The organism is Pseudomonas sp. TS_SC_3 (genome assembly GCF_056156225.1).
Genome location: NZ_CM149586.1, coordinates 1,477,688 through 1,496,989 on the forward strand (window position 1 = coordinate 1,477,688; position 19,302 = coordinate 1,496,989).

Here is a 19,302-nt window from a genome sequence, read left to right on the forward strand (position 1 = left end):
CTTTTTGATTTAAGTTTGAAGCCTTGTGAGGCGGGTAAAGGCTGTATATAGTCTAAGCCTCGCAATTCAGCGCTACCGCCCGAATGGCGAAATTGGTAGACGCAAGGGACTTAAAATCTCTTTTGTATTAGTTATTATGTAATCAAGTAAGTATACGAAACCCGCAGGGCACTAGGCCTTAGCGGGTTTTTTACTTTTAGGCCAAAAGTGGCTTGGTAACAGATTGGTAACACTAGGGAAGGGCCAGGAAATTCTTCTAATCAAATTGGCCGACTTTGGTAACAATATGCCATCACAAAAGCCTGGGAGGGCGCATGGACGTTGATTTCTGGACGAGGCTAGCAACCCTAGCCGGGGCTGTGATTGCGGCGGTTTCTGGGGTATGGAGCCTACTCATTCAGCTTCGTGGCAAGCGAGACAGCTTTAAGGTTGGTATGGGAACGATCAGTCCAGAAGTGCTGCCCGAGGTCATCATGCATGTCGTCAGCATAAGTGATCACCCCATCAAAATTTCCGACTATGGCTTCATCGAGCTGGATGGTCGCCTCGCGTCGATTCCAATGGAAGATGAGCTGATTAGCTACATTGCTCAGGAAGGACTTTTCAGGGGCTCTACGAAGCTTGAGAAGCGTGGTGACAGCCTTGAGGTGGGTTACTGTCGAAACAAAGCTGTGATCGGCTGTTTTGCGCTGACGAATCTCCAGAGTCGCCCAAAGCTTGCTTTCAGCTATGACACGCCTGTTTGGAAGAGCCTTGTTGTTCGAGCAAGGGTCTGGCGGAAAAGGAGCGCATATCTGGCATGAAAAGCACAATGACCAACATTGAGCGTGATTTCGATCTGTTGATAGGTCTTACGTCACAAATGATCGATGCTCAAATGGGTGTTGCCATAGCTGAAGGAGAGGGCTGGATAACTGATGCGCAGGTTCTGGCCATCAAGCTTTTCAAGCAGCTCTGTACAACGAGAAGCACCTTATCAACCGTTGATTTCGTGATGCCTGACGGCAGTTGCTACGAGTTCATTGATCATGCTTCTACCACGATTCTTGCCAGAGCATGCATAGAAGGCTACATCGTGCTGCACTGGATATTTCAGAGTGACGATATCGAGCTTAGGAAATTTCGGCATTCCGTTTGGAAGCTTGGCGGCCTCAAAGACAGGATGAAGATGCAAACGTTGACAGTGGAGTTTCAATATAAGATCGCCCGTGCCGCTGCCATGGCAGAAGAGCTGATTAAAGAGATTGAAGCCTCTCCGTTTTTCGAAAATTACTCGAAGGATCAGAAGAAAGATGTGCTGAGAGGAGTTTGGAGGACCGGATGGCACTGGCATCACGAAGCTGAGCGGGCTGGCTTTCATCCAAAATACTTTAAAAATGTGTACACGCATTTTTGTGGTTATGCACACAGCAGCTGGATTAGCACACTCCAGATACGTGAGGCATCAAAGGATTTGGATGTTCAATATCGACTGGGGTGTGCAAGCGTACAATCAGTTGTTCACATCATGTCGCACTTCATTCATTTTTACGCCAAGCTATTTCCTTCGGCTCAGGCTGCATTTGACAAGAGTAGTGATGAGGCTAAAAAGGTTGCTGACCACTGGTATTTTAAAGCGGAGGACATGGAGCATCTCTACAGCGGCAAAAGCCAGCAGGCAAAATAAAGGCACCGATCCGGACGGGAAGGGTGCCTCGGGCGAATCTGGCAGCTGATTAGTCTTGTAGCCAGCCTTCTACAACATCACCACCGAACTCTTCTTTCCACTCTTTCAGCAGCTTGTGATTGCCGCCCTTAGTCTCGATTTTTTCGCCATTGTTCGGGTTTACATACACCTTAACTTTGCGCTCACGACGCGGTGCGCGGTCTTCTTTCACAGCAGTCTGAGTGCGACCAGATTGCGGATCTAGGATGGCTTTCACGTTGCCCAGGTGCATGCCGTACTCAGCCATCAGAGCGCGAAGCTTGCTTTCAAATTCGATTTCTTTTTTCAGACCATCGTCATTCTTCATAGCGTCGAGCTGAGCGAGCTGTTCAGCGAGTTGAGCTTCGAGTGCTTTGAATTCAGCGAGTTTAGACATGTTATTGGTGCCCCCAAGGCGTGTTTGTATGATTGTCAGTTTATTCAGTGTTGGCCGTCCATGGCCAGAGCCTTAACCGGCTTTAAGCGCTTCGATCTGCGAAAGAATTGTTGCGTTAAATTCTTGCGCCAGGGCTACATCTACTTTGTACTTTTCGAGACTTTCGGGTGTTAGTGAAGCTGGTGGTGGCGGAACGATCAGCTGCGACTCAAGCTGAGCAATTATCGCCAACAGGCCAGGACTGTATTCTTTGCCGATTGGTCGTTGCACCTCGGCTTGCATTGATGAGCCCATCGAAATGCGCGGTTTGGTCTGGCGCTCATCATTAAGCTGCTTCTCAAGCGCCTGGATCTCGTGTTCCAGGCCATTTAGCAAACCCTGTAGTGAAGTGGCATCCTCGCTGCTTTCGCCTCTCTCAACTCGCTTCAGGCGCATCCCAGCGTCACGCCTGTCGATTCTGGCGTTGTCGAGCATCACCTTTAGGCGCTCTTCAGCTGGCATTTCAGCAAGTGCTTTATCAATGTCTTTCTTCACTGCATCAATGTCGCGCTGGTAGTAAGCAATGCGCTCACGGGCCGACATAGCGGGGCGACCCAGGCCGTCATATTCGGGGCTTGTTGCTTCGTCTACACCAGCCATGGCGTCTTCAAGCGTTTTCAGCTTACGACGCAGGTGGCGGAACTTACGGCCAACTTCGCTGATAGCCGGGCGACCAGGGCCTTTCTCACGAAGTTGTTCGCCTTTGGTGATGAGTACGTCTTCAGGAATAGGTTCGCGGCCTTCGGCTTGCTCCGCTTGGCGTAGCTCGACGATCTGAGCTTCATATGCGTCTTTTGCGCGCTGTCGGAGAACAGAGAGGGCAACGGGTGGCCGACCCATTTTCTTGTTGCCCTGGCGCTCAGCTTCAACTGCGTCTTCGTCTTTTTCGAGCAGCTCTTGCCACTTCCAGTACAGAACACCGGCTTTATCCGCGAGCTTTTGGATAGGGTCTTTTTTGGGTCTCACTGCATTTACTCCCGCCTGAGGCCCTGATTCCTTGGGCCTGTGACCAAAAACTGTACGCAACATATCGATAAATGGATGTGCGTAGGTGGCTGCATACGCAAAGCGTTGTCAGTTGATGTATGCGTGCTCATCTCTCTACCTCGCTTTCCTTCATGCCAACGCCATGTTGTTGGGCATGTACTGCGCTTAGTGAGCTGATTACACATACATCACCAGTGAACAAAAGAAAGTCGCTGGTCACATTTTGGCGTAAGCCGGTTAAAAAACGAACATCTATCTACTGACATTACGTTATGAAAACCTTGCTCATACCCAAAAGCTTAGTAAAGAAAAGATAGAAAGCAAGAAAATAATTAATGATTTTTAATATACAGTCAAGGAAAGACTTATTTTAATGATATAACAATTATATTGACAAGCTCGACAAGCTATGTCTCACAGCCCCGTGCTTCCTTCGTTCCTCAGCTGCACAGGGTGTTCGACGGCTTCTGCTCAAACTCGGTGAGTTCTGCGCGAATAAGGTCAATAGCAAAAACCAAACAATAAAAATAATAAATGGTGCAGTAATGAAAAAAGTTAAAAATAAGGGCGGAGCCCCGCGTAAGGAAATACGTCAATCAAAAGCATTTAAAGTGTATCTGACCGAAGAAGAATTCTTGCAGATCAAAATGATTTCAGGGGAGCTGGGATATCCGACAGTTTCGGGATTCATTAGAGACAAGCTCTGTGAATTTTGCAATAAGGGCAGAATCAGCACATCTAACAATCCGATGATTCAAGCTGCTTGCGCCTATCTCGGCGATCTCGCATTTGCCTGCTCTGTCTTCGAGCAGTTCGTTCAAGAGTTTAAGGTTCCGGGCGATGTGTACGAAGCGTCAGTGGGGCTTCGCGGTAAAATTGAAAATATCGAAACATATCTAATCCAATAGCAAAAATAAAAAAGGATATAAATCATGATTAACGAACAACTAGAGAACTCAGTAGGTTTTGGCATTCGCGTAGATTATGTCTGCGCAGCGCTTGAGAAGGATATTGGCAAAAGGCCTTTTGTGGGATTCCTGGGCGGCAACATTGTCGCTGGTGATCCTTTCATCAGAAATGGGAAAGTAATTGAAATAGATACGTCAGAGCTGATCACTGAGCTTGATACCCATGCCGCTAAGTATAAAGGCCCCGCCAAAAATCTTTGTGCTCACTTTGTCCTCTCCCTTGCTACTGGAGAAAATCTACCAAGGAAAGATCTTCTGGAGTGTGCCCGCCACTACATGAAATCCATGGGGTACGGAAACGGCTCTAAATGGTTCGCTACAGTCCACTATGACACTGACAACGTACACGTTCATATCGTTGCGTGTCGTGCGCATATGAAGCACAGCGAAGTGTCTCCTGACGGTCGCCCAAGGCCTCCTCAATTCTCAATTGTAAAAGACAGCAACTCATACCAAAAAGGCTGGACAGCATGCAGAGAACTGGAGAAAAAATTTAATCTCCAGATTGTAGATAACCCAGACGAATGCTTTGCTAAAAATGGCGATTTATTCAGAAAAAGCACTGATCAGGCAAAGGTTCTCAGAGGGGTAATTGGAGACGTGTGGAAAGAAGGCATCCCCAAAACCTTTTCAGAATTTGTTGATCGCCTGCATGAGAGGGGGGTTCTTGTAAAAATTTCGATGGAAGAGGGGAGCCCAAACTTAATTAAGGGGATTTATTATCAGCTTGACAGGCCAGACGGTAGGCCAATTTCTGGCACAGCGGTGAAAAGCACTATGTATACATTTCCCGCTCTTATAAGGCACGGCGTTAACTACAGCTCTGAAAGAGACAATCTTATTTTGGGCATCTCCCCTGGTGCCTACACACTCGTGAGTAACCCTGCACCCAAAGCTACAGCTTATTCACATGCTGGCAGTAAAGATGCGTTAACCCGTGTGTACGTAAAGATTCCAGTAAGTAACAAGCGTATCACTAGTTACGTAAAGAATCGCGGAAGAACTTTCGGTATTTATGCAAATAATGAAAGTTATCTTGGATTTAATGTGCGTTCTAGCTTAAATCTTCGCAAGAAGACAAAGACTGAAGTTGAGGCAGAGATTGAAGCTGAGCGAGTTGTGCGCATGATGAATGCATTGATTGGACTTATGAAGAGTGCGTTGAGAGATTTTTTTGATGGCTTAGAAGTGCAGTTTGAAGATCTGAGTTCTGATTTAGATCTAACAGAAACAGCCGTTCGGCTAAATGTACCAGTCACTGTTGATGCTGACACATCTTTTGAACAACAATTCGAAATGGAAGACGCAATAGAAGAGCAAGTAGAAAAGCAGCTTGCACACGTATCTAATATCCTCAAAAACGAGGCAGGGCAGGTGCTAGAGCGCTAGTACAGTCAGGCGTTATTGCTCCAGAGCACGCAAATCGACACAATGTGGGCTCATAGCATGGAGCAACTGAATGAGACGTTGTATCACCTTCACCCTAGCAACCCTGTCATTCTCAGCAGCAGCTGCATCCGCCGCAACCTCGCCACTCCCTTCTCAGATCCTCTGCACGACAGATGAACACCACCGCGTTGGCACCGAAAAGCTCAATCTCCCTGGATCTGAAGCCTTTCTCTTTGAGCGCAGTGGAAAAGTCACTATCACTACAAGCGGTACAAAAACTCACTATGAGTACGGTAAAGGCCAGATTTTCTATACGCTCAAAGAGAAAATTGTGTACTCGAAAGACTTCATCGATATGCAGCAAGACATTTTTCCGTATTCAGATCCTGGGTGGGGTGACAGCAGCGGCTTTCTGAACCTTGTGGGCCATATGCAAGGCTCCTTCTTTCATATTGACTGGGCAAAACAGAGATTTTACGGCTACGCGCATAGTGATGGCGCTATAAATGCTTACGCGGGTTATTGCACTATCCTTAAAAAATAGAACACCACAGCGAAATCTAAAGCTTGTTGGGGTACAGCGCTCAGGTATATTCGAATAAAAATTCTCATCCAAATAAGTGAAGAGACTGTGTCGGATAAAGTATCTTTTCAGTACCCCTGTCATGTTGCTTATAAATAGTATGGAGAGATGCTAGGCCGCCGAACTTTCTCGACAGTCAGAAATCATGGGAAATATTGGCCGAGATCATCTCTTCATACTTCCTATTATAAAATCACTCAGAAAGTTATTCAATAATATATATGATATATTTTGAAGATGCACTTGAGCACTTTAAATGTAGTAACTTTTTCAGGGCGGTATAAGAAGCGCAGGGTAACATAGCATTAACTGTCTTTAATTTGTTTTATTATTTTAATGTGTGTGCGTTAAGAGTCCAGTATCGGCGTGTTATAATAAAAATATAGAATAATAATAAAAGGAGTTGCATGCTATGTATATTAGAATGACTCAATATTGCGACAAGGTTGCTATCTTAAAGTCAGTGTCGGTTGCTGTAGAAGCGTTTGATGCTGAGGGAAATCCGCTGAAAGGCCTTAGAAAGAGCACAACCGTTCAAGTCGCAGTTTTCGAGCACAACGAGCCCATTAGTCATCCTGACATTACGGAAGACAAAGCGCTGGCGTTTGAGGGTTGGAGAGCGACTCAGCTAGTTCGTATAGAAAAAGCATTTATCGAGAATGCGGCTTCTGGAAAGCTTGGCGGATATCCGCTGGTGAAGGCCAAGAATAATTTCGGCAACCCAGCGTACAAAATCGGAGAGTTTAGTGGCGTCATCAGCACAATGATCGAAGTGCAGCCAGGGATGATCAAAAACGTTATGAATTGCAAGGAGCCTGTTGAGATACCAAAAACAAAGACATTGGCTGAAGAGTGTTCGTCGGAAAGCATCTGTGCCAAATTCTTCGAAATCACAGAAAAATTTATGCGAAGAATTCATCTAAGCGAAAAGAAAGGATGCGACTTATACTCTCTCAAAGAAGTTGTTGACATGAGAGCTGCGCACGCACTTTTCAGTAAAGCATCTGATGCTAAGAGTATGAGCTACAGCAAAGTTTCGGGCAATGTAGCGTTCGAGCTAGATGATGGATCTGTATTCTTACGAAATCCATCAGAGGAGGCAGAGGTTCTGTACGCACAGATGCTAGACGCACTGAGGAATTAAACGGCAAGTCTGAATTGGTGTAAATGGGTGCGCTTTTGGTTGAGGCCAGTACAATTCCAATACACAAGTAGACACATGTACTGACCTTGTTCCTCAAATCCGCTTGATTGCTCGCTCAAACCACATTTTGTGGATTCATTTCATGAGTTACCACATACGCCCCCAGGGCGTAATTTCTTGGTCATTACTCGCTTCTTAACGATTGTCTTGCCATTTTCGACCAGCCAGACCAGCTCATCTCCGGATTTTGCTCCCAGCTTTTCAAGCGCCTCAGTCGGCATTTCGATTGGCAATGCACCTTTTCCACTTTCTTCTTCAATATAAACAGTGATCCATCCTTTTTTATCTTTCAAAGTCATCACTGGTTTCTGTCTTCTTTTTAAGCATGACCACGCTGCGATCCTTCACAACTGTGTAAATCAGCGTATCGCCCACTTTGAGCCCAAGTTCATCGATTATTTCTTGTGGAAGATCAACAACTCCATCACCGCTACCGTCGTCCGTATCGTGAAGCGGCACCGTCCACCTTCTAAGCGGCACTTTCCCTAGCTTTTTCTTGCTCATTTCGTAAACCCCGCAACATCTCGAATGCACCTGTCACACAGCTTCGAAGACTCGCATGGTCATCCAAGCTACTCACAGGTAAAACTGTGGATTGAGCTATGTTCTATAGCGTTCAAGCAGACGTCGTCAACCCGGATAATTCGTCAGGAACTTGGTGGCCACTCTATGAGAAATATCCTCCAATCCAGTTCTTCAGGCGACTAGACGCCCAATCCTTGCCCTGATGGAACTAGAATTGCTTAGGTTTGGCGGTTCAGTAGTCCATGAGCCAGGTCAACCTTGTACAACTCGGTCTGATAGCAGGCTCCCATGACGAAATCATTTGAATTTTTAGGGTATTTCTCACCGGATATTGACGAGCTTCGACAAACCGAACGTGCTCGCCTTGCTGCCGATTTCGCGAAAATTGAGCATATGATTTCTATGTCCATCGGCGAACTCCGACAAGTAGACGGCGCAATGTCGGAGAGCAATTTTGTCGGAGCAGCGTTTTGGCTTCGCTGCATCGAGTCTTGCCAAGCCACAGTGCTGTTAGCTGAACGTGGCCTAGCGACAACGCCTTACTCGACTCTCCGTACGGCCTTCGAGTGCCTATTTGCAGCCTGTGCACTTTGGCGGGATCCAACTGTCGTGGACAAGATGGAGAATTGGCATCACAGGGAGCGCATCAAGCAAGCAAAAGGAATGTTAGCGGCGGGGGCAGATACGCGTGTGCAGCCTGGTCGGCTCGCGGATTTGAAAGCCATAGCCGAGGAAGCGACCCCAAAGAGCGACTGGTCTCATCAAGCGGCCGCGAGCATCGCCGGGTTAAGGTTCGAATATGAAACGGTGTACCGAGGACTTGGACTTGCGGGTGCGCACGCTACGCCGAGAAGTCTTGATGACTATCATGGCGTTCATCCCGATGAGGCGCTCACCTTACGATTTCATCCTACCACCAAGCGCCTTGAGTGGTTGCTCGGACTCGTAGACACCTGCATTGGGATCGGCATCCAGAGGCATCGCGAAACGCAAATTAGTTTAGGGGCTTAGAGCAGCTACATGGCAGATAAAAGGCAGCCGTGTTTTCGAGTCCGTTTGTTGCTAGAACCCCGGCGGGACAATCCGATAAAGAGCACTATTGCGAAATTTGTATTCTGAGTGCCGAGTAGCGCTACCAGATGTGTAGGGTGAAAGGCTGCTCACGGCCAGAATCTTCTGGTACGCCTCAGTGCACAGCGCAGGCCAATGGGCTGGAGTTGATAACCAGCAGTTTCTGCGCAGTGAGGGCGTGCCGCAGGTTCCTCGTCATTGTAAACACCTGGCACGCAAGGGTGATTCAGTTGACTGACCTTTCTCTGTTCTAATGTTCATTTCTCAGTTGTTGAGACTGTCATGACGCTACCCCAGTTACCTGAGCTTATAGACCGTGCAGTCCAATTCGCACACCACATTAAGGGGGACTTGGACTCGCGATGGTACGCAGCCTCCGACATTGAGCTTTGCATTAGCTGGCTGGAGACAACTGATGTCCGAGCAACCGCATCCGTCGAGCCTTCACTTGATAGGGTTAATCGGCATGTTATCTCTCTGAGTTATGGGCTGATCCAAGAGCTTTATTCCATCGCTTTTGAGTTCGCCCGCTTCGCGATAGGGCGTCCCGAACAGCAGGGCGTTCATCAGGGAGTGCATATGCTTCCAGCACGGTTCGATCTGCTGGAGGCAGCGGATCATATGTTCATGGCCGGGGTTCTTTTCGTGATCTATCACGAGATTGGCCATCTCAATCAGAACCATGGGGCGATTCGAGGTCTATACGGAACTGGTATAGCTAGCTGCACCATCGATGATTTCGAGATTGCCGGTGATGAACCGATTTCAGGGGCGGAGGCAGCGATCTCTCATACCACAGAGTTTGCAGCGGACGCTGAAGCACTGGATTGGATGGCGACGCAACTAGAGTGCTTTAAGGGAAGTGACTATTTGGATCACGCCTACCTTCATTGTGCGATGGTCAGTTGCATAATGTTTCTGTTCAACGGCGATAGGCCAGTTCGGCTTGATGCCGAACCAGTTGGCACCCATCCGTATCCGGTAATTAGGATGGACTATTGGGTTCGCCTGTTTGCAGAGCGAACAGTCATTTTTTCTAATCGATTGCAGATTACAGAGGACAAACCCGCTATCGTGAAACGCTTTTCGGATGCCGCGTTTGTCGCGATCCTTAGCTGGTTGACCCGTGGCCAGTGGGTGGATGCTCCCGATTACAGTGACTTCTGCAAAGGCTCTTCAGCCCATCCAAATCATGCAAACTATATGAGGCACGTCATAGATATATGGACTCTGCACGATGAAACGGCACGAGACGCGCGCCGGTATGGTGGGGCGCTCTCAGTGCTATATTTCACAGATGAGTTCAGAACAATGGTTGGTGCAGTACCGAATCGAGAGAGCTTCGCAACTCACGCAAAAAAAACTCTGGAGGCCATGGGTCGCTTTGGGGCCTGAAGGGACGAGCAACATCATAAGCAAAACGAGTCTCTTATACTCGTTTAAGAAGGCGGGCTGATAGCCTCGCCTCTTTACTTGGGAAGGTCCGCGTCTGGCTGATTCTTTTGAAAAATCGGTTTTGATTTCCACGGTAGGAAAGTGCGGCCCTGAGACTGAAATCCACTTATTGAGCACAGGATTCAGGACTCAGATTTGACGCGGCAGCGAGCGTAAGTGGTGTTATCCCTCTCTATGCATAACTGGTCAAGCAGGGTCGACTTTTTCAACACAATAGGCCAGAAGCGGACGCTCAGACTAGGGAAAACCAACTCCTACATTCGGTCGCGTTCAGAATTACTTCGAAACTATCTACATTCATTTCGGCTTCCTCGCTACTAAAGCGGCCTTCATCGCAATTAGATCGTCATACCAAGATTTAAATTGGTCGCGCGACTTTCCTGAATAAAAGTTGCGAATATCATCATGCTCGGTGGGACTGAGGTTTGAATAAAGATCTCTGAGTTTGTCAGCCTCTTGAGGCAGAAGAGGGACAAGCTTTGTAAATTGATGGAAGGTCGAAATATTCAGACCTTTGTGTTTGTACTGATGGCGCTGTTCGTTGAATACATAGCCATTAGTGATGCGCTCAATCAGCCTGCGAAGGAGGCCGGAAAGGTGTTCTTTCTCGGCGCTGGAGGGCTCATGGGGCGAGCCGGTGTACGCTTCTATCTGTGAGCACAATTCGTCCCATTTTTCGACGTACTCAGACACTGTTGAACAGTCTTCAAGCACCTGCACTGACAAGCAATGATCCAAGCCTGAGCGGTTAAACGTCGACTGAAGATTGGCAAAAAAGTCCCAGTTATGGGTAAGGATGATAAGTTGGGCGCTGGGGTTGTCCCGTACATAGTCTCTCAGTCTTTCGCAGAAGTTTGAGACGTAGTTGTAGTCAAAGCTGGTGACGGGATCATCCAGAACTAGCACTTGATGTGCCGTGGTCGATGCCTCGCACATAAATACTGCTAGTGCATGCACCTTCTGTTCACCTTCGCTGAGTACCCGGTGTACTGGGCTGTCACCAACCTTAGGTGTAACGATGGCCTCCGCCCCCTGGGTGGCGAGTTTGACGCCCATCTGCTCTAAAGATGAGCCGCTCAGCCTTTTATATTCGTTATCAAGGTGAGGAATAAACGAATTCAAAACCAACTCGGTGTGGGCTTCCTTCATCCTTGCAGTCACCGCAGCCTGGCGGGGAGTGAAGTTGAAGCCGTTTACAACTTCTGCTGCCTCCTCGAAGCTAATAGCTGCATTGCATAGCACGACGGCATCCTCCTTAATGCTGAAGGCGGCCTCATAGACGATATCTAAATTAATCGCATTTTGCAGCCTCTTAATTTCGGCTTGTGTTTTATCGAGGTCGGCAGAGGCTAGCGAAAGAGCTGAAGTAATTTGCGTATGGCGCTCGGAGATTTTGTCAATATAGTCATCGATTTGCAGGTATTGCGAGTAATCTTCGATCACTTCATCGGTTATGGTTTTCTCGCGAATCGCACGGTCAACGCGATCTAAAGTGGCATTCAAACCCAGTATGAACTCGGGCGAAAAGTGAGGTGTGTAAATCAGAGTATCTGGTTTCTGAAGATTGTAGACCACAGCATAAGCTTCATTTAATTTATCCTCGCGTGCTTTGAGTTGGTCGATTTCTGCATGCAGAGTAGATATCAGGAACTCATGATAGCTTTTGAAGAGCACGCTGCGTGTCTGCGAAACGTCCTGAAGGCAGAGTGGGCATGACTGCGCCGTTAACAACGGCGCCGAGTTATTTGCTGCAAAGATTAATTTCTGGTGCAGTTGAGGGTCAGTCCCTTCAGGAAAAACGGCGCGGCCTAACTCTATGCTTGCGGCCTGCTTTTGCTGAAGTGTGTTCGTGACCAGAACTACCTCGGCAGGGGAATAATTTTCGCAAGTTGACTTAAACAAACGCAGGGTGGACGCGAACTGAGATAACAGTGATTGTTCTGCTTGAAGCGATTTTTTCCCTTCCAGGCTCGTAGCGGCAGTAAGTTGCTGGAGTTGCTGCTGTTGCTGGGTTCTAGTTTCTTTTTTAGCTGGGTCGTAGGCGGGTATGCTTGATATCCACGTCAACATGGGGCGCGTATTGGTCGCCTCCCAACTGGCGAACTCGCCAGTGGCAATGTCGATAGAAGTAACGACCCTGTTTTTAAGAGCAGTGATCGCCAGATTTGTACTATTTCGTGTTGCGTCGATTTTTGTCAGGCAAAACTGTTGAAATTGCTTGATGTAATTCTTTGCGTACTCGAAGCACTCCAGCCGGAATACAGAGATCTCAACGACAGCCTCTGGGTTTAACGAGCCTGTCGCGTGTTTGATGGCAATGGTTGAGTCAAAATACTTTAGTGCTTGTGCTTGCACGCCGTAGCCATCTAGCTCACTCCAGTTCTGTATGCTCGGTGAGTCTTTGAATTTATATCCAAACGAGGCCAGTACCTTTGCTTTGCTTCTGACGTTGGTAAGCGGCTCTTTTGGCTTTTCGGGATTAGATAGCACTTTCAGTGCCTGGCAGAGGCTGGATTTCCCCGCGCCATTTTTACCGAAAATCAAAGTTACTTTCTTAGGCAAGTCGAGCGTAAGAGATGGACTCAGACGCTTGAAGTCTCGGAATGCGGTTAGCTGCTCTAGGTGGTAAGTCTGCGCGGCGGCCTTGGCAGGTAAAGCCAACTGAGGAGGTGTGGCAGCCGCAGGGCTGAACGCTTCGTTTCCGAGAAAGTAGTTCCAGAGCTTTTCGAGATCCGAGTCAACGAGTGGCTCCCCATTAGACTGTATTGCGTGGTCGCAGATGGCGTGGAACCACACCTCATTGACGGTATCGCGATAGGCGAGGAGATACCCGGTAGCATCGTTGTGCGTTGCCATTGCGTGCGTCCTTGTACGTTAGTGCTCATCTGAGTTTTTACGGTAGAGCCGCCTAGTTTATGCCTGCTGAACACGGACGGTGGTCAAAGCACCTCTAATCCATTTCAGCGACATAGCGACAGTATGCACCTAGCCGACCTGGCTCTGCCTCATTGTAGATATGATAATCAAGCGCTCCTCCACATTGCCTGCCTTGGGTCGGAAGCACATAACTAGTCGTAGGCTGCTTTGGGTCGATTGCAGTATGTCACCAAGAGGACGCTTGCCTAGTGCCGCTTCTATCGACGGGTTTGGTGGGTTGCCAGATGTAGCACCCGAATGGCATATTCTGAGATGGAAAATATTAGCTGGATCGGGATGCCGTGAATGACACCAGGTGAAATTGGCATCGAGGCTGGAAGGATCTTCACTTACAATCTCCCGTCCAACTGGTTATTCAGATCCCAAGAGGATCAGAACGACCATGGGATCGACGCGGAAATTGAGGTCACCGACCAGAAAGGGGTAGCTCAGGGCAGTGAATTCGTTTTTAAGGTGCAAATCAAAGGCGAAGCCAACTGTACCTACCTCAAAAACCAGCAAGTCGTCTCATTCAACTTGCCGACCAGTAAACTCAGATACTACCTATCATTCAATATCCCAGTCATTCTGGTGGTCGTGGAAGTAACGAGCGAAACCATTTACTGGCTTTCTATTACCGACAATGATGAGCTTATCTCAAAAGCGAAAAGCATTGAGACCAGCTCTATCCAGATACATATTCCCACACAGAACCTCATAAAAAGGCGTGATGAAAAACTAGCTCAGAATGTGCTCAATGCGGTGATAGCTTCTTGGGACTTTTTAGCGCTCAAAGGTGTTAAAGGCTCAATCCTGCGATTCTCCAATCTAGACCCACAGCGATTAGAAAGAAGAATTGCAGAGATGGGTAATGCTCTGTACAAAGCTCATCACCAACATCTAGACAACCTCCTTCGTAAAAAAGATTTCTCAAAAATCTACGAAGTCGCAACAAACTTGATAACTTCAGCAATCGTGCCCGCAGCAGACCGATTTGTTGCTGGACTCTACTACCGTATAGCGTTGAGAGCAGCGCCTTTGCATCAAGCTATGGTTGATCAAGCTCACGACGTTGCACGCATAAGTATGATAATTATTGCTCTTGCTAGAGAAGAGAAATCTGCCAATCTCAGACATTACGCTTTCGGATTAGCTAGAGCTGCCAAGCTAAAATTCGAAATTGACAGTTTAATGGCAAACAATAGTGCTGCAAAAGCACTGAACAACACTGCTGAAGGCTATATTTTTCGAATCGAACTGCACAGGCAGTACAAAAGTGTCTGTACTAGTATTAAAAAAATAATCGACCTTCTCAGTCTGATAGCTACAAATGGGCAATACCAGATCCTTTACGAGACGTATCTTGAGTCCGTGACATCTTTGATACTATTTCGCATCATCCAAAAGGAGCGAGGTAGTGAAGCTTCGATTGATTATTTCCAGAACTGGATGGTGGCCATATTCCAGTTTTGCCTAATTTATTCTTTCCTCTCCGAGGATCTCGTGCGAGCGGAAAAGTTGTACTCATTGGCTCTCCATTCGAACCTCTTCAGCGACGAAGAGATAAAATCGCTAAAGGTGGTTCTTAGCAATCTTACCCCTGACGCCCTTCAGCTCATTTCAACTATTGAAGAAAACCATGAACCCAAGGTCGAAAGAGATTTTCTAAAAATTAGCACAGAGGAACAAAAGGCATATTTTCGAAATACAGCGCGAAGTATGGGGATGGATCCTGAAGACCCAGAAAATGTGATGGGGCAAATCGTTGCTAGAGCACTGATTAACTTCGACCCGACAGATATAGTAAAAAACTGTGAATATTTATTTGTTCACTACAAGCCCGGCGGTATAGTCGCACAGACATTACAAATGCACTCCGCCGGAGGCATGCATATGATCGTCTGCCTGAAACACAAATACGCTCACGGGACAGGCAATCTGTTGCATCTTCTCTACAATCCAGTGATCGATATCCCAGGGCACGGATTCAAGAAATCCCACTGCGATACATGCTCTGACTGCACACCTCGGGCATCCGACTGGCAATGGTCCTTGGCTTGGCATGAAATCGAAAAATTGAAGCATGTTGAGATATTGAAACTCTTCAAGGATTGGTAAGCCCTCTTATACGAATAGGCGACTTATCAAGGATTTTACTTTCAATGCGCCTATGAGGCTATGACCCCAGAAATACACCACTTCACCCTATTCGCTTCACGTTACACACCCGTGCCTAGATCCGTACACACGGATTCAAGCTGCAATACTTGTCTTTCATAGCGTAGGGGCAAAGCAATGACTACACCTGATAGGTGGCGAGTTGTGTGCCAGGACGCATGAGATGGAATCGAACACGTTATTATTGAGCTTCCATCCGAGTTACTTGATGAGGCAATGTGTAGTGTTCCATAGGAGTGGTGCTCCTGCTCTTATTTCAGATATTCATTAGGTTACTCCGCCACAATTTCATTACATCAACTCTGCTGTCCGCCGTCTTGCCGGACGCACCTCTCACAAAGCTTCCAGAGTCTCCCATCAATTTTCTCTGTACGAGCGGGGTGACGACTGCATAGCTGACAGATCTGATCCGTCGCCATTTCAATGGCGTAGGCCAGCGAGATCAGATGCGGTGGCGCAAATGGATAATCGATCCTCAAATACCCGCAGCCTGGTTGGGCAAGCATCGGATAATCGTATTCTTCACTCGCAATTTTCATCGCATCAGCAAAACGCTGCCAGCCCTTGAAGTCATCACCCAACCAATGCTTTTCTTCGGGCAAATCAGGCAACATGTGTCGAATAGACGAAAGTGGATCGACCGGCTTTTTTCCATCTGCACCCACTCCAACCCCCCGGATAAATTGCAGCGAAGCTGTGCATATGTTTGATACGAATAGGTGCCCGGCATTCAGTGGCATCGCCACTGATATATCCGGCATCGACGCATTCAACACACCAGCCTTATGCTTCGTTATTTTGACAATCCCGCTTCGGTCAAAATGCATCTGTCACACAGCTTCCAGATCCACTGACTCCTTACCTCTTCGCGCGCAGGGCGGCTTCCGCAGTATTGGCAGATTTGATCAGTAGCCATCTCTATAGCGAATCCGAGCGAGGCGAGTTGTGGCGGTGCGGAGTGGTAATCGACATGCAGATAGCCGTTCTTTGTCTTCACTGTCACAGGGAAATCGTACTCAGCGCTGACGATCTTCATCGCGTCAGCATAACGCTGCCAGCCTTTGTAATTTTCTCCAAGCCAGCCGGCCTCTGGTGGCAAATCAGGCAACAGGTGCCGAATCGGAGCCAGGGCATCCACTGGATCATTGCTGTTATCACTCATGCTGAATACCCCGTGTCGTGCACGATCACTTCCTCCGCTGGCTGAAATCCAACGTCAAGCATTCACCCGCATCACGTCACTCCAACGCGTTGTGAAATTTGGGCTCAGCATCTGCTGCTTCATGTGCCATGACGCGACGGCAGGTTCACTCGCAAATCTGACAACGCCGCGACCATGCTTCATGTTGATCTTGTCGAGTACGCTCATCAGCTGTTCTGTGTTCTTTCGCAGTGGCTGAGCGAATAGATCATCAGTAAACATCCCTTGATCAAAAAACTGGCTCAGGATCACACCGGCCTTTGCATATTTAGGTCCTGGGATATAAATCTCCTGCAAGCCAGCCAGCGCAGCCGCCAGTAGGTCGCGGGTGTCGTAAGTGGGGCAGGTGAGAGGTACGCTAATCGAGCGACCGTATTGCATGCCTTTGGTGTCGAATGGACTTGTGCGAATGAAGACCTGAATGCATGAAGCGTACTGATTCTGTGCCCTGAGCTTAATGGCTGCATTGGCAACAAACGTAGAGATAGCTGTACGGAGGCCATGGAAATCGGTGATTCTTTCGCTAAAGCTGCGCGTACACGCAATCATTTGTTTTGGCACTGTGTCTTCAGTGAGGGACAAGCAAGATTCACCCGCTAACTCACGCGATGTGCGCTCAATGTTGATATTGAACTGTCTACGTAACGTTTTATGGTCGAACGTTGCTAGATCCCATGCCTTGTTGATACCCATAGCATTGAGTTGCGTTTTTAGCTGACTGCCGATGCCCCATACCTCGCCAACATCGGTGTATCTGAGCAGCTTCTCTTGTTTCAATGGATCAACAAGATCAACGACCGCGCCTGTTTTGGCTTTCCATTTTTTTGATGACCAATTGGCAAGCTTCGTGAGGGTCTTAGTCGTTGAAATGCCTACGCCGACTGGGATGCCTACTTCGCGGTAAACGGCATACTGAAGGTGGCGACCGAAGGCGTCGAGGTCACGGTCTGGGATGCCGGTGAGATCGAGCCAGGCTTCGTCAATTGAGTAAACTTCGATCTGCGGAGCTTCTCGTCGCAGTACCTGCATGACGCGATTCGACAGATCTTGGTAGAGCGCGTAGTTGCTCGACACGCAGATGAGGCCTTTGTGTGCGATCAGTTCCTTGAGCTGAAAGTAGGGCTGGCCCATCTTCACGCCCAGCGCCTTTGCTTCGTCGCTACGAGACACCACGCACCCGTCGTTGTTGGATAGGGCAACGACGGGTTTACCAAGAAGTTCTGGGCGAAATAGCCGGTCGGCGCTGACGTAAAAGCAGTGGCAATCAACGAGCCCGAAGCGATTTTTCATTTGTCACCATTGTCGATGACAAGACGCAGTTGCGTGCGCTGACCCATTGCCGACTGAAGGCGCTCCAGGTGCTCGATGCCTTCGTTGTTCAGACGAATGATGTCTTCAACTGAAAGGGTGTTGAGAATCAGGATTTTGAGCTGCTCGCCCGAACGCTTCATATCCAGAAGATCCTGAAATGTCAGTTCCTTTGTCATGCTGCCACCCCTCCGCGCAGTGGGTGCAGGTTGAACGTTACGACTCCCCACACCTCGACCTCTTCGTCTTCACCAATACGAACAGGTGGCGTGTCCGGGTTTTCGGCCTGAAGCATCTTGATCGCACCATTCACAACAAATGTTTTGACTGTGAAATTAGCGCCAATACGAGCCACAATTACGTCATCCGGAGCAGGGTCGAGAGCGCGATTGATGATCAGGTAGTAGCGGTCGAAGATGCCCTTACCGCGCATGCTATGGCCGGCAGCACGACCCACGAACATTGATGGAGCACGCATCCCAACCAGCTCGTCCAAGCTCAGTGCTGGCTCTTCATGGTCGAGGCCAGGTGAGGGGAAGCCGCAGGCTAGCTGGCCCAGCTGCTGCATCAGCTCTGGCTCGTTCGCAGGAATCAACGGGCGGATTTGAGTCGCGTACATCTCATTGCTCAATAATAGGCTGTGTGGATGTACAGTATAGGCAAATTCTGGCCAGTACCAAAAAATGATGGAGCGCAGCAACGGCGGGGGTTCCAGCGGACTTGCACCCCAACCTTCGTACCTCTATGATGAATGTAACGGTGTCACGAGCTAAGGAGGTGAGGAAATGACCACCAGAAACGCAGTCAAGCCGTCAGCCAAGGCAGTGGTAAAGCGCAAGGTAATCAAGCATGAGCTTACTTTCGCTGACGCACGTGCAGCCGCAAAGGCCGGCGATGAGGCATTTGAAAAGTACGTTGCGACTGGAAAAGTGATTACCGGTCGCTAAGCGAGCCTAATTGTCGTCTGTAAAAGTTTCAGATCTCTTCAAAGAGTACCAAGGTTGGTACAACTTCTACTCACACTTCTACAACTACAAGCTTTGCGGCGACCTGCCTGCAATCTTTGGCAGAGATGCAGAGCTTGATCTCGATGATATGCGTCATATCCATATTGCCGGCAGTGCAAAAATTCAGGCGATTTGGAGCAAGAAGAGCGATCAGTTCTACAGAACAAACCCGCTCGGCGAACCAGAGAACGATCTTTGGTTGATCTACGCACATGACGAGTTTCGTGATGAATATTTGCTTCTAACCATTCTGACTCCTGGCGCTCACGACAGGGCAAAGTGGGGATCGTACCTGCGCGATATTGCCAACGATATTGTTGATCCATGGATAAAGGGTCAGCTCGTTTACACAGACCCCGACGAAGACGAATAACCCCCGCTGGCCACCTT

21 protein-coding genes are annotated in these 19,302 nt (G+C 48.3%); 11 read left to right on the plus strand and 10 right to left on the minus strand.

Features of this window, described 5'->3' with window-relative positions; all coding sequences use genetic code 11:
* Positions 1 to 314 precede the first annotated feature (314 nt).
* Positions 315 to 803 (plus strand): hypothetical protein, encoded by a 489-nt coding sequence (locus AC0J6G_RS07245; RefSeq protein ID WP_475252637.1) that lies wholly within the window; start codon positions 315 to 317, stop codon positions 801 to 803.
* Positions 800 to 1,666: a DUF5677 domain-containing protein gene (locus tag AC0J6G_RS07250; protein ID WP_475252639.1), complete on the plus strand. Its 867-nt coding sequence runs from the start codon at positions 800 to 802 to the stop codon at positions 1,664 to 1,666. Before AC0J6G_RS07245 ends, AC0J6G_RS07250 begins: the two co-directional genes overlap by 4 nt.
* 49 nt (positions 1,667 to 1,715) lie before the next feature.
* Here AC0J6G_RS07250 and AC0J6G_RS07255 read toward each other — a convergent pair whose 3' ends face one another.
* Both AC0J6G_RS07255 and AC0J6G_RS07260 read right to left on the minus strand, forming a co-directional pair.
* Positions 1,716 to 2,081, minus strand: a complete 366-nt coding sequence (locus AC0J6G_RS07255) for a histone-like nucleoid-structuring protein, MvaT/MvaU family (protein ID WP_475252642.1) — start codon at positions 2,079 to 2,081, stop codon at positions 1,716 to 1,718.
* 72 nt (positions 2,082 to 2,153) lie between these two features.
* Positions 2,154 to 3,086, minus strand: a complete 933-nt coding sequence (locus AC0J6G_RS07260; RefSeq protein WP_475252644.1) for a hypothetical protein — start codon at positions 3,084 to 3,086, stop codon at positions 2,154 to 2,156.
* A gap of 566 nt (positions 3,087 to 3,652) precedes the next feature.
* On the opposite strand from AC0J6G_RS07260, the gene AC0J6G_RS07265 reads away from it, so the two are divergent.
* From AC0J6G_RS07265 to AC0J6G_RS07280, 4 genes are all read left to right on the plus strand, one after another.
* Positions 3,653 to 4,015: a hypothetical protein gene (locus AC0J6G_RS07265; protein WP_475252646.1), complete on the plus strand. Its 363-nt coding sequence runs from the start codon at positions 3,653 to 3,655 to the stop codon at positions 4,013 to 4,015.
* A gap of 24 nt (positions 4,016 to 4,039) precedes the next feature.
* Positions 4,040 to 5,464 carry a relaxase/mobilization nuclease domain-containing protein gene (locus AC0J6G_RS07270; protein WP_475252648.1) on the plus strand — a complete coding sequence of 475 codons (1,425 nt, stop codon included), beginning with the start codon at positions 4,040 to 4,042 and terminating at the stop codon, positions 5,462 to 5,464.
* A gap of 70 nt (positions 5,465 to 5,534) precedes the next feature.
* Positions 5,535 to 6,008: a hypothetical protein gene (locus tag AC0J6G_RS07275; RefSeq protein ID WP_475252650.1), complete on the plus strand. Its 474-nt coding sequence runs from the start codon at positions 5,535 to 5,537 to the stop codon at positions 6,006 to 6,008.
* A gap of 451 nt (positions 6,009 to 6,459) precedes the next feature.
* Positions 6,460 to 7,191, plus strand: a complete 732-nt coding sequence (locus AC0J6G_RS07280; protein WP_475252652.1) for a hypothetical protein — start codon at positions 6,460 to 6,462, stop codon at positions 7,189 to 7,191.
* A gap of 140 nt (positions 7,192 to 7,331) precedes the next feature.
* On the opposite strand, the gene AC0J6G_RS07285 is transcribed toward AC0J6G_RS07280, so the two are convergent.
* Together AC0J6G_RS07285 and AC0J6G_RS07290 are read right to left on the minus strand one after the other, a co-directional pair.
* Positions 7,332 to 7,550, minus strand: a complete 219-nt coding sequence (locus tag AC0J6G_RS07285) for a hypothetical protein (protein WP_475252654.1) — start codon at positions 7,548 to 7,550, stop codon at positions 7,332 to 7,334.
* Positions 7,534 to 7,755, minus strand: coding sequence for an AbrB/MazE/SpoVT family DNA-binding domain-containing protein (locus tag AC0J6G_RS07290; RefSeq protein WP_475252656.1), 222 nt, complete (start codon positions 7,753 to 7,755; stop codon positions 7,534 to 7,536). Before AC0J6G_RS07290 ends, AC0J6G_RS07285 begins: the two co-directional genes overlap by 17 nt.
* Positions 7,756 to 8,064: 309 nt before the next feature.
* Here AC0J6G_RS07290 and AC0J6G_RS07295 point away from each other — a divergent pair, with 309 nt between their 5' ends.
* A complete protein-coding gene (locus tag AC0J6G_RS07295) occupies positions 8,065 to 8,787 on the plus strand; it encodes a DUF5677 domain-containing protein (RefSeq protein ID WP_475252658.1) in 723 nt (240 codons plus the stop codon).
* A 342-nt stretch (positions 8,788 to 9,129) separates the two neighbouring features.
* A complete protein-coding gene (locus AC0J6G_RS07300) occupies positions 9,130 to 10,242 on the plus strand; it encodes a M48 family metalloprotease (RefSeq protein ID WP_475252660.1) in 1,113 nt (370 codons plus the stop codon).
* Between the two features lie 357 nt (positions 10,243 to 10,599).
* On the opposite strand, the gene AC0J6G_RS07305 is transcribed toward AC0J6G_RS07300, so the two are convergent.
* Positions 10,600 to 13,158, minus strand: a complete 2,559-nt coding sequence (locus tag AC0J6G_RS07305) for an AAA family ATPase (RefSeq protein WP_475252662.1) — start codon at positions 13,156 to 13,158, stop codon at positions 10,600 to 10,602.
* Between the two features lie 366 nt (positions 13,159 to 13,524).
* On the opposite strand from AC0J6G_RS07305, the gene AC0J6G_RS07310 reads away from it, so the two are divergent.
* Entirely contained in the window at positions 13,525 to 15,336 is a 1,812-nt protein-coding gene (locus AC0J6G_RS07310) for a DUF4365 domain-containing protein (RefSeq protein ID WP_475252664.1), read from the plus strand.
* A gap of 356 nt (positions 15,337 to 15,692) precedes the next feature.
* Here the strand turns inward: AC0J6G_RS07310 and AC0J6G_RS07315 are convergent, their stop codons facing one another.
* The 5 genes from AC0J6G_RS07315 to AC0J6G_RS07335 are packed head-to-tail and all read right to left on the minus strand — an operon-like array spanning position 15,693 to position 18,605.
* Positions 15,693 to 16,223, minus strand: a complete 531-nt coding sequence (locus AC0J6G_RS07315) for a hypothetical protein (RefSeq protein ID WP_475252666.1) — start codon at positions 16,221 to 16,223, stop codon at positions 15,693 to 15,695.
* Positions 16,190 to 16,558, minus strand: coding sequence for a hypothetical protein (locus AC0J6G_RS07320; protein ID WP_475252668.1), 369 nt, complete (start codon positions 16,556 to 16,558; stop codon positions 16,190 to 16,192). Before AC0J6G_RS07320 ends, AC0J6G_RS07315 begins: the two co-directional genes overlap by 34 nt.
* A 54-nt stretch (positions 16,559 to 16,612) precedes the next feature.
* Entirely contained in the window at positions 16,613 to 17,887 is a 1,275-nt protein-coding gene (gene umuC, locus AC0J6G_RS07325) for a translesion error-prone DNA polymerase V subunit UmuC (protein WP_475252670.1), read from the minus strand.
* A complete protein-coding gene (locus AC0J6G_RS07330; protein ID WP_475252672.1) occupies positions 17,884 to 18,084 on the minus strand; it encodes a hypothetical protein in 201 nt (66 codons plus the stop codon). Before AC0J6G_RS07330 ends, umuC begins: the two co-directional genes overlap by 4 nt.
* Positions 18,081 to 18,605 (minus strand): LexA family protein, encoded by a 525-nt coding sequence (locus AC0J6G_RS07335; protein ID WP_475252674.1) that lies wholly within the window; start codon positions 18,603 to 18,605, stop codon positions 18,081 to 18,083. The genes AC0J6G_RS07330 and AC0J6G_RS07335 overlap by 4 nt, the downstream gene beginning before the upstream one ends.
* 85 nt (positions 18,606 to 18,690) lie before the next feature.
* Here AC0J6G_RS07335 and AC0J6G_RS07340 point away from each other — a divergent pair, with 85 nt between their 5' ends.
* On the plus strand, positions 18,691 to 18,852 hold the full coding sequence (locus AC0J6G_RS07340) for a hypothetical protein (protein WP_475252676.1): 162 nt from the start codon (positions 18,691 to 18,693) through the stop codon (positions 18,850 to 18,852).
* Positions 18,853 to 18,862: 10 nt separating this feature from the next.
* A complete protein-coding gene (locus AC0J6G_RS07345) occupies positions 18,863 to 19,285 on the plus strand; it encodes a type II toxin-antitoxin system YafO family toxin (protein WP_475252678.1) in 423 nt (140 codons plus the stop codon).
* Positions 19,286 to 19,302 lie beyond the last annotated feature (17 nt).